This is a genomic window from Pseudomonas sp. OIL-1, assembly GCF_010669185.1.
GTDB lineage: Bacteria > Pseudomonadota > Gammaproteobacteria > Pseudomonadales > Pseudomonadaceae > Halopseudomonas > Halopseudomonas profundi.
In genome coordinates this window covers 3,410,552-3,426,885 of the sequence record NZ_CP048629.1, presented here as the reverse complement: position 1 = coordinate 3,426,885, position 16,334 = coordinate 3,410,552, and the positions used below count along the sequence as shown (strand labels likewise).

Below are 16,334 nucleotides of genomic sequence, written 5' to 3'. Positions count from 1 at the left end.
CAGGACAGATACGAGGTGAACGATGAGGGATGTATTGAATGGCGCGCTGCATGCGGTTGATCAGGTTCTGCTGGGTAAGCAGCACGCAGTGAAGTTGGCGGTCGCATGTATCCTCGCGCGGGGACACCTGCTGATCGAGGATCTGCCCGGGATGGGCAAGACTACCTTGTCACAAGCGCTGGCCCGGGTGATGGGGCTCAGTTATCAGCGCATTCAGTTCACCAGTGATCTGCTCCCGGGCGACATCCTCGGCACCTCGGTGTTTGACCGCAACAGCGCTGAATTCGTGTTTCATCCCGGGCCTATTTTCGCCGAGCTGATTCTGGCTGACGAAATTAACCGCGCCACGCCCAAGAGTCAGAGTGCTTTGCTGGAGGCCATGGAAGAAGGGCAGGTCACGGTTGATGGCGCGACCCGTCCGCTGCCTGATCCATTCTTTGTCATCGCGACACAGAACCCGGTGTCGCAAAGCGGCACCTTTGCCTTGCCCGAGTCCCAGCTGGACCGCTTTCTGATGCGCCTGTCGCTCGGTTATCCATCAATGGCTGCCGAAAAGGCGCTATTGCTCCGCGAGGGCCGGCGCGCCCGGCTCGACAACATTGAACCCGCGCTAACCCGAGATCAGCTGCATAGGTTGCAGCAGGCGGTGCCTGAGATCACCGCCAGTGAGCCGATCATTGATTACATTCTGCGACTGGTAAATCGCACCCGCGAGAGTCAGGTGTGCGCCTGGGGTTTATCGCCGCGCGCCAGCCTGGGGCTGCTTGCCGCGGCACGCGCCTGGGCCATGCTGGAACACCGCGGTTATGTCATTCCAGAGGATGTACAGGCGGTGTTGCCAGCGGTGGTAAGCCACCGTCTACGCGCCAGCGACGATCCTGCCGGCCATGGGGGCGGCGGGCTTGCACAATGGTTGCTCAACGGGGTGCCTGCAGTGTGATCGGGCGCCTTGGAGGGCAGGCCAGTGGCGCCTTTGCACGTTGGCTGAACAGGCGGATTCCGCCAGCCAGCCAGGTGCAGCTGAACCACCGGCGCATTTTCATTCTGCCCAGCCGCGCGGGATTGGGCCTGATGCTGCTGTTGCTGATCATGCTCATTGGCGCGATCAACTACCAGAACAGCCTGATATACGCGGTCACCTTTGTGCTCGCCAGCCTGTTCTGGGTCAGTCTGTATCACACCTATCGCAATCTCTCCGGACTGCAGCTGCACGGCACGGGCAGCCGTCCGGTCTTCGCCGGTGAATCAGCCCCCTTCGACCTGACCCTGCGAGCGCTGGACCGCGAGCATCAATCGGTGCGTCTGCGTTGGCCTGACCAAACGCCGCAGCAGGTAGACATTGGCAAGAACGAGGACGTGCAGGTAACGCTTTATCATGCAGTGCGGAAGCGCGGCTGGTTCAAGCCAGGCCGCCTGCGCATCGAGACACGCTATCCGCTCGGCTGGTTTGTGGCATGGAGTCTGGTGGATCTGGATCTGCAGGCGTTGGTGTATCCCAGGCCTGTGGACGCGCCCTTGCCAAGTGCCGGGCGCAGCGGTGAAGGCGAGGGTGACCAGCCGCATGGCGAAGGCGTGGATGATTTCCAGGGTTTGCGCGCCTATCAGCCCGGCGACTCGCGAAGACGTCTGGATTGGCGCGCCTGGTCAAGAGGACAGGGGTTGCACAGCAAGGTATTTGCTGAGCCGCTACAGAACAGCGTGTGGCTTGATCTTGATGCCGCGCCAGGGACGGACCTAGAGCAGCGTCTGGGCTGCCTGGCCGGCTGGGTATTGCAGCTCGAGCAGACCGGTCAGCCCTATGGCTTGAAGCTCCCGGGCGAGCAGCTTGGTCCGGGTGTCGGTGATGCACACCGTGACGCCTGTCTGCGTGCTGTGGCCTTGTATGGAGCGGCGAGATGACTACAGCTGGACTGATTCCGCGCAACAGTCTTGCCTGGCTGTTGACCGCGCAGGTTGTGGTGCTGCTGCCGCACCTGCCACGTCTACCGGTCTGGGTCGCCGTGCTCTGGATGGTGTGCGCATTGTGGCGGGTGCAGATCCAGCGCATGCGCTGGGGGTATCCCGGCATAGTGACCAAGGCGCTGGCCATTCTGGTAAGTGTGGCCGGGGTCTATGTGTCGCAGGGCACGCTGATCGGCCTCGATTCCGCGGTCCTGCTGCTGTTGCTGTTGTTCATGCTCAAGCTCCTGGAAATGCGCGATCCGCGCGATGCCCTGGTGGTGATCTATCTGGGCTTTTTTCTGATTGCGACAGCCTTTCTGTTCAACCAGAGCATGCTGCTGGCGCTGTATCAGTGCGTCTCCATGCTGGTGCTGATTGCGGCTCTGGTAGGCTTGCAGCAAACGTCCGGACGCAACGATCCGGGCCGTGCCTTTCGCACGGGTGCAGTACTGTTGGCGCAGGCCATTCCCTTGATGCTGGTACTGTTCTTTCTGTTTCCACGAATAGGGCCGCTGTGGGCGGTCAACTCCCCCGGTCAGCAAGCCACCACAGGGCTGTCGGCGAGCATGGCACCCGGCGATGTGGCCAATCTTGCGCAGTCGGGGGAGCTGGCTTTCAGAGTCAATTTCGAAGGGCCGATTCCGCAGCATGATCAGCTGTACTGGCGGGCCATGACATTGAGTCAGTTTGATGGTCGCCGCTGGAGCCATACGGCGGTGTCTTCTGGTGGCCCGCCGGGCGAGTTACAGGTTGATGGGCCATCGATCAGCTATCGCGTGGTGACCGGCGCCAGTCATCAGCCCTGGCTGTTCAGTCTGCGCGGGGCCAGCTCGACCACGGATGAGCTGGTTCTGACCCGGGATTTCATGCTCCGAGCCAGACGCCCGATCAGCCAGACCACGGCGTACACCGCAACGTCCTGGCCGGACAGTCTGCTCGACCCGCAAGGGCTGGACGCGTTGCAACAGCGCTTATATCTGGCGCTGCCCGAGGGCAGCGATCCGCGGACCCGTGAATGGGCCCGGACGCTGCGGCGGCAATACCCGGATGATGCGGAGCTGATTCAGGCCATGCTGCAGCATTTCAATCGCGAGCCATATCATTACACCCTGCGCCCCGATACGCTGGGCCAGCACACCAATGATGAATTCCTGTTCGATACGCGGCGTGGATTCTGCGCGCATTTCGCTGGCGCCATGACCTTTGCGTTGCGGGCTGCGGGGGTACCGTCACGTATCGTGGCCGGTTATCAGGGAGGCGAACTCAACCCGCGCGGAAATCATGTGCTGGTGCATCAGTTCGATGCCCACGCCTGGGTCGAAGCCTGGTTGCCGGGTCGCGGCTGGATTTCAGTTGACCCTACCTTTCAGGTGGCGCCCGAGCGCATCGAGCGAGGCCTGCAGGAAGCGCTGCGGGGGGAGGGTAGCTTCCTGCAGGATTCGCCGCTGTCCGGTGCGCGCTATCGCAATATTGGCTGGATAAACACTATCCGGCTGGCCTGGGATGACGTGAACTATCGCTGGCAGCTGCATGTGCTGGGTTATGAGAGCGAGCGGCAACTGAGTTTCTTCCGGCGCTGGTTTGGTACCGCCGACTGGCAGCGCATCGGCGTGATTGCGCTGATTGCCGCAGGATTGGTCATGCTGCCGCTGGCGCTCTGGACGTTGCGCCCGCAAAAGCGGTCTAATGACCCTCGCAAGCGTGTCTGGGACAAGCTGAACCGCCGACTGGTCAGGCTCAGGCTGCAGGCACGAGATGGAGAGGGACCTCGTCACTGGCAGGCGCGGCTGGTCGCGGCGCTGCCCGAGCAACAGCCCGAACTTGATGCCTTCTTCGACGAGTATGTACGGCAGGCTTACATGCACACCGTCCCGGTCGACGACAGGGCCAGCGTCTCCGCGCTCCGATCCAGGCTAGGCGCGCTGCTGCGTCGCTTGCCACGCAAGCGCCGTCCCGGGCCGGTCACATTGGTGGAATAATCGAATGGGCCGGGTTCGACGCTTAATCAGAGAATAACGGAGCCTTCATGCATCCTTTCAGCGCCATCCGTCCCCCAAAGTTAGCCGTTGGGTTGGGCTTCATCGGGCTGGTCCCGTTTATTACCGGTTCGCTTGGGATCTGGGTGACGCCCGAGGCCTGGCGCGAGCGCGTCCTTGAAGAGTTGCTGGCGTATGCTGCGATCGTGATGGCCTTCATGGGCGCAATCCATTGGGGGCTGGCCATGCGCGCGGAAGAGTCCAGTGAGAAAGCCCCGGTCCAGCTGGGATTGTCGGTCATTCCGCCGCTGCTTGGCTGGCTGGGCCTGAGCTTGCCGGTTCATTTTGCTGTGCCGATCTTCCTGATTGCCTTCGGTGCGCTGTATTTTGCCGATATCTGGGCCGTCAAGCAGGGACTGGCTCCCGTGTGGTACCCGGCGCTGCGCAAGCCGCTGAGTATTGTGGTGATCATGTTCCTGTTGATCGCCTGGCTGGCCACAGTCACCCCATTGCTTTGAGTTTCGGCTCAGGCCGCCGTGGCAATGGATCTGCCGCGAATCTGAGCGTAAAATCCTCGGCTTTCTGACAACTTACAGGACAGCACCCATGGGCCGCGCTTATCAGAACCGCAAAGAATCAATGGCCAAAACGGCTGATGCTAAAACCAAGGTCTACAGCAAGTACGCTCGCGAGATCTACGTTTGCGCCAAGTCGGGCGGTGTTGACCCCACGGGCAACCTGACGTTGCGCGGGCTGATCGAGCGGGCCAAGAAAGACCAGGTACCTGGACACGTGATAGACAAGGCCATCGACAAGGCCAAGGGCGGCGGCGGTGAAGATTTCGCGGTTGCTCGGTATGAGGGTTTCGGTCCGGGTAACTGTATGGTTATCGTCGACTGCCTGACAGACAACCCCAACCGCACCATCTCTGATGTTCGCAACTGCTTCACCAAGACCAAGAGCAAGCTGGGCACCGGCGGCAGCGTCAGCCATATGTTTGATCACTGCGCCATTCTGGCCTTTGCCGGCGATGACGAAGAGGCAGTGCTTGAGGCGCTGATGATGGCTGACGTGGACGTGAGCGATATCGAGAACGAGAGCGGCACCATCACCGTATTTACCCCCCATACGGAATACGCCAAGGCCAGGCAGGCGCTGGTCGAGACGATGGGAGAGATTGATTTTGCGGTGGACGAGATTCAGTTCCTGCCGCAAACCATGACCGAAGTCAGCGGTGATGATGTGCCGATGTTTGAAAAATTCATCGACATGCTCAACGACGTGGAAGATGTGCAGAACATCTACCATAACGCTGAGGTGAAGCTGGAAGCTTAAGGCTGGAAGGGTCAGGCCGGGGTTGTTGATGGTTTCTGGGGCTCGTTTGAGCGATGAAAGCGCAGTAGCTGGAAGATCGCTATCCAGTGTGTGGTTTTCCGGGGGGGCCGGGCATCAGCTCGTAGCCAGCTAGCCGACGACGCCGGGGTTGCGGTAAGCCTCGCCATCGAGTCAGGTCGCGGCCCGTGGCGCTCGACAGCTGCAAGTCTTATGGAGGGCCGGGGTCCATCCCGGCCAGCGGAGTTGCTGGCAGCTTTGCTTTGTCGAAATGGAACTCGACATCCCATCATTACGCGTTGTTGAGATGTCCAACAACCCCAAACTCTCCCTTCCAGCTTCCAGCTTCCAGCTTCCAGCTTCCAGCTTCCAGCTTCCAGCCATGCCGTTCGGCCTGTCAGCTCCTCTTGACGAATTCCGACTTCAGCTTCATCGCGCCGATGCCATCGATCTTGCAATCGATGTCGTGATCGCCATCCACCAGGCGGATGTTCTTGACCTTGGTGCCGACCTTTACCACCAGCGACGATCCCTTGATCTTCAGGTCCTTGATCACCGTAACGCTATCGCCGTCCTGCAGAACGTTGCCGTTGGCGTCCTTGATGATGCGGTCGTCGTTGCTGGCTTCGCTGCTGCCGTCCTGGGCCCATTCGTGGGCGCATTCCGGGCACAGGTACATGGCGCCGTCTTCGTAGGTGTATTCGGAGCCGCAGGAGGGGCAGGGGGGAAGTGTGCTCATGACCAGAACCTTGTCTTTGTGGGGCTGCCTCGCCCGGGGGCGAGAATCAGCGCCGAATGATGCCAGCCGTGACCGGTAGTGTCCATGCGACACGGGGCTGCATGCTCGGGCCTGCTAGGGCCCTAGCGGCAAAAACCGAACCCGCTGCCATCGAAATGGAAGTGGTTTTCGTGGGGCTGGTTATAGTCCGGGCCCAGCACAGTCCCGAAATAACTGCAGGCGGCATCGTGTACGTCACGCAGAAAATCAGCCTTGCGCGGCGCGGAACTGCTATCCCAGTGCCGGAGTACCGATATTCGGTCGCCGTCCTCCAGCCTGAAGGTGGCCACGTCGAGCGCATTGGCGGTGGCATGCTGACTCCGACGCCCACTGTTCCGGTTATAGATATTTCGACAGGCGAAGCTGCCAAAGTGCTCAATGCGTGTGATGGGGCTGCCCAGCTGCTGCTGTGCCAGTGGCTGGAGTTTCTGGCGTTCGAACATTACCCAGGCCACCGCAAGTGGGCAGGTAACAGTAAACGGGGAGTTGTAGGTGCTCTGTGAGCGGCTGATGCGCACGACATTGGTTAGCGGACAGCCTTCGACCGGGGTGTAGTCTTCCAGCGGGAGATAGTCCAGAGAGCCTTCTGGAGCGGTCTCAAGTACAGCTCGGCATAGCTCTGGATCGTCACTGATTCGCGAAAGCTTCCACTTGCTGATCGGGGTCATCGGATGGCTGATTTCCAGGGGTCTCCATGGATTCCATTCTGGCGGCAGCTGGTCCCATGGCCTGGTGAGAAAGATGCCTACGCCTATCGCTAGCAGCAGGAGCCATTTAATCAACCGGACAGCAATAGGTTTCAAACTCCCTCCGCTATGGTGACTCGTTACAAGGTGTCAGCTGGGCCGAAGGCAACTCAGCAAGCGGTTTGAAACCGATCCGTTGTGCTTCAGGTAAATCCCGCTGGGAGATTGCAAACACAGCGATGCTGCCGTCTGGTGCGCCGCATTGGGCGATGCGCATCATGCCGTCGTGACCACAGCTGGCATCGGACACGCTCACGCCGGATTCCACAAGCTGTAAGGCCAGCGTCGCAGCAGTCGAGCCTGAATCGCCGCACTGCACCGCGCCGGTGGGTTTATAAACCTGGATCGTTCGCGGGGCAGGAGGCGGCTCAACCTGGGCATCAGGCAGGCGAGAATCGTTACTGCAACTCGCCACGAGCAGTGCAGCGGGAAGGCAAATCCAGGCAGTGGTTTTCTTCATCAAAAATACCGGCATAAATGAAGTGGACGGTTTTATACCAACCCGGACAGGTGGCCGGCGTTGGCAGGAACCATGTTTAACGATTGCGCAGCAGCGCCAGAATGGCACCAGCAACGATAGCCATGCAGCCGACAATCAAATACCACATGGTGCCTTCGGTGAAGCGACCCGTGAAGGTTTCCGCCACCTGATCACCCAGCGACTGGGACGACTGCCAACCGAAGTACAGAAGAACCAGCCCCAGAGCGAGCAGCACGATGCCAATTATTTTTTGCGTTGCCATTCTTGTTCTCAATGTAGGTCCTGGAAGCGGACAACCCACTTATAGCCGTTTACGCGTTGCGATACCACTGCGCTATGGGGAAATCCGCTCGGCCAGACTGCTTGAACTCATAGTGCGGACCCTCGTCATAAGATTATGAACAACAAGGGAAACCCGACCGTTGATCGCCAGATCGCAGGGCGGGTTCAGCAGGGAGTCGTTCTGTATTTCACCCTACCCATCGAGGAGTCAGCCATGTCTGAGAGAATTTCCCGAGAAACCCTGAATGAGCTGATAAAGATGGAGAAGCAGACATGCCTTTCCCTCTATATGCCTACCCACCGCAGTTTTCCGGAACGGGAGCAGGACCCCATCCGCTACAAGAACATGCTGCGAGAGCTACGCGAGCGGCTGCAAGCGCAGCACCCCGAGGCTGATGCCGCTGCGCTGATGAAGCCCTTCGAGGCGTTGCTTGATGACCACGACTTCTGGATCTATCAGCGCGACGGAATCGCCGTTTTGTGCGGTGAAAACTTCTTCAGGGTTTTCTCGCTGCAACAGACGGTGCCGGAATACGTGATAGTCAATTCGCATCCGTACCTGAAGCCACTACTGCGCATCGTACAGTCCACCGATCGCTATCAGGTGCTGTGTCTGGCGCGGGACAAGGTTCGCTTGTTCGAAGGCAATAGCGACGTGCTTGATGAGGTAGAGCTGGTCCCGGAAGTACCTCGAAACCTGGATAAGGCCCTCGGCAGTGAACTGACGGAAAAAGACCAGTCGGGCCATCCCGGTGGTTATAGCTCGGCGGGCGAGCGGGGTGACCCGCAAATGCACGAAGCCGGTGGTCCTGACAAGCAGGCTGAAATAGATCACGATCGGGATCGTTTCTTCCGGGTGGTCGACCGGGCGATCCTGGATCACTATTCGCGTCCCTCTGGTTTGCCTTTGATACTGGCCGGGCTGCCAGAGAACCAGTCGTTTTTCCGGGCGCAGAGCCACAACCCGAAAATACTCAAGGAGGGCATCAACCTCGGACAGGGCTCACTCGACGTCCGCGCACTGCAACAACGCAGCAGCGAGCTGATGGAGCGTCGCAACAGCGAGCGTTTGAGCGGCATCCTCGAGCAGTACGCGACATCGAAACCGCAGAACCAGGCCACTGACGATCTACGTGAAATCGGCAGTGCAGCCGCCCAGGGAAAGGTGGGTACGTTACTGGTCGAGGCAGACCGCGAGGTACCCGGCCAGGTTGACCGCGATACCGGTGCGGTATTGCTCGATGAAACCGGTGACCGTACTGCAACGGATGTATTGGATGAGCTGATTCTGCTGGTACTCGAACGCGGGGGCGATGTAGATGTGGTTCCGGCGGAACGCATGCCGGGTCGCAGCGGTGCAGCGGCAATCTACAGGTTCTAAAATCACTCGCCAGGACGGGCGGGGAGCGAAGCTGCCCCTTGCCCGGTCTTCCGCCCATCAGTTCGGCACCCGACTCGATTGTATCCGGCGGCAGGATTGCCGCGTGCCAGATTACCTTGCGCTGGTGACGCCCCGCTATTGGCCAACCAGCCCGCGCTGGCTATCGATCTGTTACTCCGCCGGCTCTGTCGGCGGAACTAACCCGCTGCTTTCGGCTCCTCTTTAAAAGCCTCGTTGCGCTTGGACAACAGAGGCAGCTATTGAGGGGGTAGCGCTTATGCCGCGCGCGATAAAAATCAGCCTTTCGTCGGACAAGAGCGAAGCACTGATCGGCCGCCTGTCGGCCATTGACGGCGTCGTCAGTATCGATCTGCAGCGCGGCGCATCGGTTAAACCTGAGGGCGACGTGGTGTCGGTTGCGGTGGTGAACCAGCGCATGCGGGCTGTACTGAACATCCTCGATGAGATGGATATCACCCGTCAGGGCAGCTTGCAGATGAGTTCACTCACCAGCGTCGTCAGCCCCGGCAATCAGGAGATGCTGAACGGCGAGTCGGACGAGACGGTCTGGGACGAAATGGCGTTCATGCTGCGTTCCGACACCAATCTGTCGATTAACTACGTCCTGGCTATGGCACTCGCCGGAGCCATTGCAGCAGGTGGTTTATGGACCGATACGCTACATGTAGTGATCGGAGCAATGCTGATCGCACCGGCCTTCGAGCCGCTCGCGCGCCTGCCGTTTGGGCTGGTATCGGGCATCCGCGAACTGGTGCCATCCGGGCTCAAGTCGGTGGTGGTCGGCAATCTGATGATGATCATTGGCGCAGCGTTTTCAACACTGGTTCTTGAATGGTGGAATCCGGGCGCATCGCTTTCATTCATGAAGAATCACTGGGTCGGCTTCTGGAGCAGTATCACCTTCACCAGCCTGTGGGTGTCCGGGTTCGGTGGGATCGCAGGTGCTGTAGTCATCAGTGCCCAGAAATCAGTGCTGACTACAGGCGTCATGGTCACTCTGGCACTGATTCCGAGCATGGCTCTGGTCGGGATGGGGCTGGTTGCCGGTGATTTGGGCTTGATGGGCATGGCAGCGCTGCGCTGGCTGCTCGATGCGCTTCTGGTCATGATCATGTGCGCAGCGGTTTTCGGTCTCAAGCATCGTTTTCTCCACCGAAGCCGCGAAGCCAGTAGCTGAAGCAAGACCGCGCGGGCCGGGGAGAATGCGCATACGACAGGCTGCGAGCAGGATGGGCAGGGAGGAAACCGGCTCCTTGCCCAGTCGTATCTACTCAGGCATTTTCGAGGAATGGTGGCTGGTAATCAGCCATTGCGAACCGTTCCAGCGGTAGGTGAAGCTGTAGCGGCCGCGCACTACGGTCCCGGTGTCGGCGAAGGCGAAGCTATAAAGACCCGCATCAACCGCCATATTGCAGCCAATTTCGATACTGCTCAGATCAATCGAGCCACTCGGACGGTCCTGCATGAAGTGCTGAAAGTAGTCTGCTTTTTCCGCTGCAGCCAGGCGTGGCTGGTTGGATACTGTCGGTAGCAGGATGGAGTCGTTGGCATAAAGATCGACAACCTGCTGTGGGTCGCCGGTCTGCAGGGCAGCATTCCAATCCTGGAATAGCGCTGCGATTTCGGCTTTGGTGGTCGCTTTACAATTCTCGGTCCGTTCATGCGAGATCGGCCCGGCATTGGGTGTCATGTCCTGGTTCGCACAACCGGCGAGAAGGGCGAGGGTTACGGCGGACATCAGAGCTGGCTTCATTCGGTACTCCACTGAAAGAATGAATACGAGGTATGGATGAAGTGCGGAGTCCGGTTCCGGGTATATTTCCTGACGGGATCTTAGCAGAGCCTGAAGTTGGAAGCCTCTGTTTCAGGCTTTTCAGAGCGATAGCGGGTGGAAGCATGATTAGCCGGTGCGAGCGCACCGGCCCGATGGACGTGCCAGGTCATGTTAAAACGGGCCTAGAGTACCTCCACCTTGATCGCACCGGCGCCCATTCCTAGTTCGGTCAGGCACCGTTGTTCCACTTCGGACATGCCCCCATCGTTCAGCTCGCGCGGGATGAGGATCAGTGTCGGCTTGCGCTTGAGGAAGCCGAAGGCGCCTATCTTGTGCAGGCCGTCCCTCAGACAATCTTCCGCCGGCTTGAAGGTGCCGACAAGTAAACGTCTGGTTGAGTAGGGGGCGGCGGGTCGAACCGTCATATTCTGTCCTTCTGTGGCCAACTCCATTCTGTCGCGGTAAATGCTTACTTCGATATGCATGGGGTTACCTCCCTGTCATCTGGGTTGCTGTTTCAAGTGCTGCCCGGGCTGGTTCCGGTTCAATTGCTAATACGCTCGCCACGTTCAATGCTTGCAACTTCGCCCTGTTCGAACTGCACATGGATCATGAACCGGCCAGGTCCCAGATTGTAGGTCCACTCTTCGACGCTGATGCAAGCCTGCTTCTTTCGTTTGATGACGACAGGCTCGCGGCAATGGGAATCGCGCATCGAGGGCTCGCCGCATTTATGCAATATCGCTGCCTTGGAATCCTGAACACTGGCGATTCCCCGGTCGCATCTGAATGACTGCGCCTGAGCATTCCCGACAGCCAGTAGCAGGGGAATAACCAGGGCGAGTACGAAATATTCTCTATTCATGGGTAAGTCCGTTTATAGGCCATGCGACGGTCATGAGGCCGGTGATCCAGCTCTCGCGCGACAAGCGGCAGGCAGAAAATTGTTGTCCAGATCGGTATTGTTCGACCCGATTGCTTCCATTCCGGTCACCGGGGCGTCGTAGCCACACAGCCAGCTGATCGGGCTTGCCGGGCTGCCGCTGACTACTGCTGGCCTGAACGTGAGCGTCTTGCCTTGCAGTGGCCGGGACGCCTTGTTGCCCAGCATCACATGCAGCGCACCACCAGCCACGGTTACCCCGGTGACTCGATTGCCGATCAGCAGCGTCGGGGCGGGAAGCCCTGCGGCGGCATTGTCAGCGGGAAACTCAAGATGCTCGACGTAGTAATTATTGATGTTCTGGCGAACCGTAGCAGCCATCGTCAACGCTTCGGTCACTTCGCTGCGCTGGATATAGACCTGATAAGAGGGCAATGCCATCGACGCCAGGATGCCGATTATGGATACCACCACCATCAGCTCGATCAGAGTGAATCCCTTCGTGTCCTTCATACGCTTTCCCCAAGAAAGAAGATCGGCGAGTAGACGCCGGCTACGAAACTGAAAATAGCCGCAATGATGATCACCGATACCATTACCGACAGAACACGCATCTGCTTTTCGCAGGATGCGGTCAGATGCGTTCCGGTCTGGCGGATCAGGTCCTGTACTTCCCGTCCGAGATCCATGCCAGATGCTGTAACGCCGGCAAGGTGAGTAGTCAGTTCGGATTGTTCCGCGGCTCGGTAGCCTGAACACATGGAGACGGGGAAGGCTGCTATTTCGAGAATCCTGGCATACGCACGCCGGGTTCGGGGTGGAGTAAGCAAGCGATAACTCAAGCTTTGCTGCAGCCGGAGCTGGTAGCGAAACAGCGCCCGCAACCGGTAGCCAATAACCAGCACACCGAGCAGCAGCGCCAAAATCAAGAGTGAAAAGATGACCCAATGTCCCTGATACGCCGATAGTGCCGGTGGGGTGGGTACGGGCATGCTTTGTAGTACATCCAGAAATGCCGGCGCGACTTTCAGTTGGTACAGGGAGCTGGTAACGAAAAAGACGAAGGTAACATAGCCCAGGTAAATCATGACTCGCTTGAATTGGAGCGGTTCGCTCAGAGCGTCGGAGAAATCGACCTGGCCATAGGTCTGCAGGGCGCTGTGGGCCAAGCGGGTATCAGATGCCTGCTTGAGTTCCTGTAACAGGCGATAGGGCAAGGTGTCGGTGGTTCGTGCGGTGCCGTAGAACTGGCCTCCGGCGTCGCTTTCAGCGCGTTCAATGCATTGTCTGAGATTGTCGCCCGGTCTGTACTGATTGTGGCTGCGCCTGCAGATGTAATGAAACCTGCGCCATTCCATTGTTTGCCTTCCCTGTCGATGACCCGTTTCGCCGGCGGTGGCCGCTGCTGCATACGCCGTGCCCGGCCATAGTGCCAGCGTTGACTGCGAAACTGAATCCACCGTGCTCCGTTTTGTGGCGGTATTCCGTAACGTAGAAATGCCGGAGCGTGAGGCTGGCGGAAAAACAGGAGGAGGGACAGAGAACAGGAGGAGAGAGAGAAACCGAGGGGGGGAAGAGGTGCGGTCAATCGAAAAGCCGGACAGGAGTCCGGCCAGTATCTTAACGTTCCTTGATTTCGCTTACTTCAGACTGTGGGATCTGGTTGTAGCGTCCATCCTTGTCCTCGTATTCGATCAAGCCGGTATCCTCATCAATCTCCGGCTTGTTCTCGGCTTCGATCAGGCGCCCGTCATGGGTGCTGATGATGTGCTCGTTTGCACAGCCGGCCAGTGTCAGCAAACCGAAGGCGCAAAGGATGGCGAAAAGCCCTTTCTTCATGGGTGTTTCCTCGTGATAAATGGTTACAGCCATCAGACTCACACACCTGAGCAACGTTCCGTTTGTTGCAAGAGAGGCACCGAACTGCGCAGCAATCGAGTTGCTTCCCGAAGACGCAAAAAACCCCGCCGGAGCGGGGTTTCTGTCGTGCTTGATGCTTAGACCTGGGCGACCGGGATGGACGCTGCGGCCTTCTGGTACGAGGCGATTTCATTGAAGTTCATGTAGCGATAGATATCGCCGGCCATGCTGTTGATTTGCGCAGCATAGCCCATGTATTCCTCAACGCTCGGCAGACGACCCAGGATCGCAGCAACCGAAGCCAGCTCGGCGGAGGCCAGGAATACGTCGGCACCATCACCCAGACGGTTCGGGAAGTTCCGTGTGGAGGTGGAGACCGCAGTAGACTTGGCCGCGATGCGCGCCTGGTTACCCATGCACAGCGAACAGCCCGGCATTTCCATGCGCGCGCCAGCCTTGCCGTAGATACCGTAGTAGCCTTCTTCGGTAAGCTGGAACTGATCCATCTTGGTCGGCGGAGCCAGCCACAGACGGGTCGGCAGGGTACCCTTGTTCTTCTCCAGCAGCTTGCCGGCCGCGCGGAAGTGGCCGATGTTGGTCATGCAGGAACCGATGAAGACCTCATCGATCTTCTGACCGGCAACCTCGGACAGCAGACGGGCATCGTCCGGATCGTTAGGCGCACACAGCACTGGCTCTTTAACGTCAGCCAGATCGATTTCGATCACGGCAGCGTATTCAGCGTCAGCGTCGGCCTTCATCAATTGCGGATCAGCCAACCATGCTTCCATGGCCTGGGCGCGACGTTCCAGCGTACGGGCGTCTTCATAACCCTCGGCAATCATCCAGCGCAGCAGGACGATGTTGGATTTCAGGTACTCGGCAATCGACTCTTCGCTCAGCTTGATGGTACAGCCGGCAGCGGAACGCTCGGCAGAGGCGTCAGACAGCTCGAACGCTTGCTCGGTAGTCAGGTTGTCCAGACCTTCGATTTCGAGAATGCGACCAGAGAAGACGTTCTTCTTGCCTTTCTTCTCAACGGTCAGATGACCTTCCTGGATCGCATAGTAGGGGATGGCATGGACCAGATCACGCAGGGTGATGCCGGGCTGCATTTCGCCCTTGAAGCGCACCAGTACGGATTCGGGCATATCCAGCGGCATCACGCCAGTCGCTGCGGCGAAGGCAACCAGACCAGAACCGGCCGGGAACGAGATACCCATCGGGAAACGCGTGTGCGAATCGCCACCGGTACCGACGGTATCAGGTAGCAGCATGCGGTTCAGCCAGCTGTGGATGATCCCGTCACCCGGACGCAGTGCAACACCGCCACGGTTATGGATGAAGTCAGGCAGCGTGTGGTGAGTGGTGACATCGATCGGCTTCGGATAGGCCGCAGTGTGGCAGAACGACTGCATAACCAGATCAGCCGAGAAGCCCAGGCAAGCCAGATCCTTCAGCTCGTCGCGGGTCATCGGACCAGTGGTGTCCTGAGAGCCGACAGTGGTCATTTTGGGTTCGCAGTAGGTGCCAGGGCGAACGCCTTCAACACCACATGCCTTGCCGACCATTTTCTGCGCCAGGGTGAAGCCCTTGGTGCTTGCAGCTGGCTGTTCAGGCTTGCGGAACAGATCAGAGTGACCCAGACCCAGCTCGGTGCGGGCCTTCTCGGTCAGGCCACGGCCGATGATCAGCGGAATACGGCCGCCAGCGCGTACTTCGTCCAACAGAACCTGAGTTTTCAGTTCGAAGGTAGTGATGACTTCATCAGTGCCGTGCTTGCATACCTTGCCTTCGTATACGTACACATCGATCACGTCGCCGGTGTTGATGTCGGAGACATCGAATTCGATGGGCAGGGCGCCGGCATCTTCCATGGTGTTATAGAAGATGGGAGCGATCTTGTTGCCGAAGCAGAAGCCGCCGGCACGCTTGTTCGGCACGTAGGGAACGTCGTCACCGAAGAACCACAGCACCGAGTTGGTGGCCGATTTGCGCGAGGAACCAGTACCGACCACATCGCCGACGTAGGCGACCGGGAAGCCCTTGGACTTCACTTCTTCGATCATTTTGAGCGGGCCAACCACACCAGGCTCGTCGGGTTCGATACCGTCGCGAGCCATCTTCAGCATAGCCAGCGCGTGCAGCGGGATGTCCGGACGTGACCAGGCATCAGGGGCAGGTGAGAGGTCGTCAGTGTTGGTTTCGCCGGGCACCTTGAAGACGCTCAGGCTGACCTTGTCGGCAACGGCAGGGCGGTTGGTGAACCACTCGGCATCAGCCCAGGACTGCAGTACGCCCTTGGCGTGCTCGTTGCCTTGCTTGGCGCGGTCGGCAACATCGTGGAAGGCATCAAACATCAACAGGGTGTGCTTGAGCTCCTTGGCAGCGGTGGCTGCCAGCTCCTCGTTATCGAGCAGCTCAACCAGAGTCGCGATGTTGTAGCCGCCCTGCATGGTGCCAAGTAGCTCAACGGCGCGCAGCTTGGTCAGCAGTGGAGAGTCAGCTTCGCCCTTGGCAACGGCGGACAGGAAGCCAGCCTTGACGTAGGCAGCTTCATCGACCCCTGGAGGTACGCGGTTGGTCAGCAGGTCGAGCAGGAATTCTTCTTCACCAGCGGGCGGGTTCTTCAGCAAATCAACCAGGCCAGCGGTTTGTTCGGCGTTAAGCGGCTGAGGCACGATGCCCTGGGCGGCGCGCTCTTCAACATGTTTGCGATAGGCTTCAAGCACAGTTATTACCCTCATCAGTCTGTTCCGTTTGTAACGGAACGGTCATCCTCACGGACCATGACGCCGGATCTGAGGTTGGGTGCAAGCGCAGGCCCGATCTGGTGGGGGCAACCTGGTAACTGGGTTGGCAGATACAATATGGTTGCG

At 59.0% G+C, this 16,334-nt stretch carries 18 protein-coding genes; 7 read left to right on the top strand and 11 right to left on the bottom strand.

What is annotated here, in order from left to right; genetic code table 11:
* Window positions 1-22 precede the first annotated feature (22 nt).
* The 5 genes from G3M63_RS15900 to G3M63_RS15880 all read left to right on the top strand — a co-directional run bounded on the left by G3M63_RS15900 (window position 23) and on the right by G3M63_RS15880 (window position 5,252).
* On the top strand, window positions 23-940 hold the full coding sequence (locus tag G3M63_RS15900) for a MoxR family ATPase (protein WP_150298919.1): 918 nt from the start codon (window positions 23-25) through the stop codon (window positions 938-940).
* Window positions 910-1,899, top strand: a complete 990-nt coding sequence (locus G3M63_RS15895; protein WP_163983752.1) for a DUF58 domain-containing protein — start codon at window positions 910-912, stop codon at window positions 1,897-1,899. The genes G3M63_RS15900 and G3M63_RS15895 overlap by 31 nt, the downstream gene beginning before the upstream one ends.
* Entirely contained in the window at window positions 1,896-3,920 is a 2,025-nt protein-coding gene (locus tag G3M63_RS15890) for a DUF3488 and transglutaminase-like domain-containing protein (RefSeq protein ID WP_163983751.1), read from the top strand. Before G3M63_RS15895 ends, G3M63_RS15890 begins: the two co-directional genes overlap by 4 nt.
* 47 nt (window positions 3,921-3,967) lie before the next feature.
* On the top strand, window positions 3,968-4,435 hold the full coding sequence (locus G3M63_RS15885; protein ID WP_150298916.1) for a DUF3429 domain-containing protein: 468 nt from the start codon (window positions 3,968-3,970) through the stop codon (window positions 4,433-4,435).
* A gap of 88 nt (window positions 4,436-4,523) precedes the next feature.
* Window positions 4,524-5,252, top strand: a complete 729-nt coding sequence (locus tag G3M63_RS15880; RefSeq protein ID WP_150298915.1) for a YebC/PmpR family DNA-binding transcriptional regulator — start codon at window positions 4,524-4,526, stop codon at window positions 5,250-5,252.
* A 394-nt stretch (window positions 5,253-5,646) separates the two neighbouring features.
* On the opposite strand, the gene G3M63_RS15875 is transcribed toward G3M63_RS15880, so the two are convergent.
* From G3M63_RS15875 to G3M63_RS15860, 4 genes are all read right to left on the bottom strand, one after another.
* Window positions 5,647-5,988: a zinc ribbon domain-containing protein YjdM gene (locus G3M63_RS15875; RefSeq protein ID WP_163983750.1), complete on the bottom strand. Its 342-nt coding sequence runs from the start codon at window positions 5,986-5,988 to the stop codon at window positions 5,647-5,649.
* A 122-nt stretch (window positions 5,989-6,110) separates the two neighbouring features.
* Window positions 6,111-6,695 (bottom strand): extensin family protein, encoded by a 585-nt coding sequence (locus G3M63_RS15870; RefSeq protein WP_256669845.1) that lies wholly within the window; start codon window positions 6,693-6,695, stop codon window positions 6,111-6,113.
* Between the two features lie 145 nt (window positions 6,696-6,840).
* Complete coding sequence (locus G3M63_RS15865) at window positions 6,841-7,233, bottom strand: hypothetical protein (protein ID WP_163983749.1); 393 nt, start codon at window positions 7,231-7,233, stop codon at window positions 6,841-6,843.
* Window positions 7,234-7,309: 76 nt separating this feature from the next.
* The gene (locus G3M63_RS15860) at window positions 7,310-7,516 is read right to left on the bottom strand and encodes a DUF3185 family protein (RefSeq protein WP_150298912.1); all 207 of its coding nucleotides are present in this window, start codon (window positions 7,514-7,516) and stop codon (window positions 7,310-7,312) included.
* Window positions 7,517-7,750: 234 nt separating this feature from the next.
* Between G3M63_RS15860 and G3M63_RS15855 the strand changes: the two genes are divergently transcribed.
* Both G3M63_RS15855 and G3M63_RS15850 read left to right on the top strand, forming a co-directional pair.
* The gene (locus G3M63_RS15855; RefSeq protein ID WP_163983748.1) at window positions 7,751-8,917 is read left to right on the top strand and encodes a hypothetical protein; all 1,167 of its coding nucleotides are present in this window, start codon (window positions 7,751-7,753) and stop codon (window positions 8,915-8,917) included.
* A gap of 277 nt (window positions 8,918-9,194) precedes the next feature.
* Window positions 9,195-10,115 (top strand): DUF389 domain-containing protein, encoded by a 921-nt coding sequence (locus tag G3M63_RS15850; protein WP_163983747.1) that lies wholly within the window; start codon window positions 9,195-9,197, stop codon window positions 10,113-10,115.
* A 90-nt stretch (window positions 10,116-10,205) separates the two neighbouring features.
* Here the strand turns inward: G3M63_RS15850 and G3M63_RS15845 are convergent, their stop codons facing one another.
* From G3M63_RS15845 to acnB, 7 genes are all read right to left on the bottom strand, one after another.
* Window positions 10,206-10,691 (bottom strand): SgcJ/EcaC family oxidoreductase, encoded by a 486-nt coding sequence (locus G3M63_RS15845; protein ID WP_150298909.1) that lies wholly within the window; start codon window positions 10,689-10,691, stop codon window positions 10,206-10,208.
* Window positions 10,692-10,894: 203 nt separating this feature from the next.
* Window positions 10,895-11,197, bottom strand: coding sequence for a hypothetical protein (locus G3M63_RS15840; RefSeq protein WP_150298908.1), 303 nt, complete (start codon window positions 11,195-11,197; stop codon window positions 10,895-10,897).
* Between the two features lie 59 nt (window positions 11,198-11,256).
* Window positions 11,257-11,577 (bottom strand): DUF2845 domain-containing protein, encoded by a 321-nt coding sequence (locus G3M63_RS15835; protein WP_163983746.1) that lies wholly within the window; start codon window positions 11,575-11,577, stop codon window positions 11,257-11,259.
* A 30-nt stretch (window positions 11,578-11,607) separates the two neighbouring features.
* Window positions 11,608-12,108, bottom strand: a complete 501-nt coding sequence (locus G3M63_RS15830; protein ID WP_150298906.1) for a pilin — start codon at window positions 12,106-12,108, stop codon at window positions 11,608-11,610.
* Window positions 12,105-12,953 (bottom strand): hypothetical protein, encoded by an 849-nt coding sequence (locus G3M63_RS15825; RefSeq protein WP_163983745.1) that lies wholly within the window; start codon window positions 12,951-12,953, stop codon window positions 12,105-12,107. Before G3M63_RS15825 ends, G3M63_RS15830 begins: the two co-directional genes overlap by 4 nt.
* Window positions 12,954-13,215: 262 nt before the next feature.
* Window positions 13,216-13,467, bottom strand: coding sequence for a YgdI/YgdR family lipoprotein (locus G3M63_RS15820; RefSeq protein ID WP_256669844.1), 252 nt, complete (start codon window positions 13,465-13,467; stop codon window positions 13,216-13,218).
* Between the two features lie 125 nt (window positions 13,468-13,592).
* The gene (gene acnB / locus G3M63_RS15815; RefSeq protein ID WP_150299324.1) at window positions 13,593-16,187 is read right to left on the bottom strand and encodes a bifunctional aconitate hydratase 2/2-methylisocitrate dehydratase; all 2,595 of its coding nucleotides are present in this window, start codon (window positions 16,185-16,187) and stop codon (window positions 13,593-13,595) included.
* Window positions 16,188-16,334 lie beyond the last annotated feature (147 nt).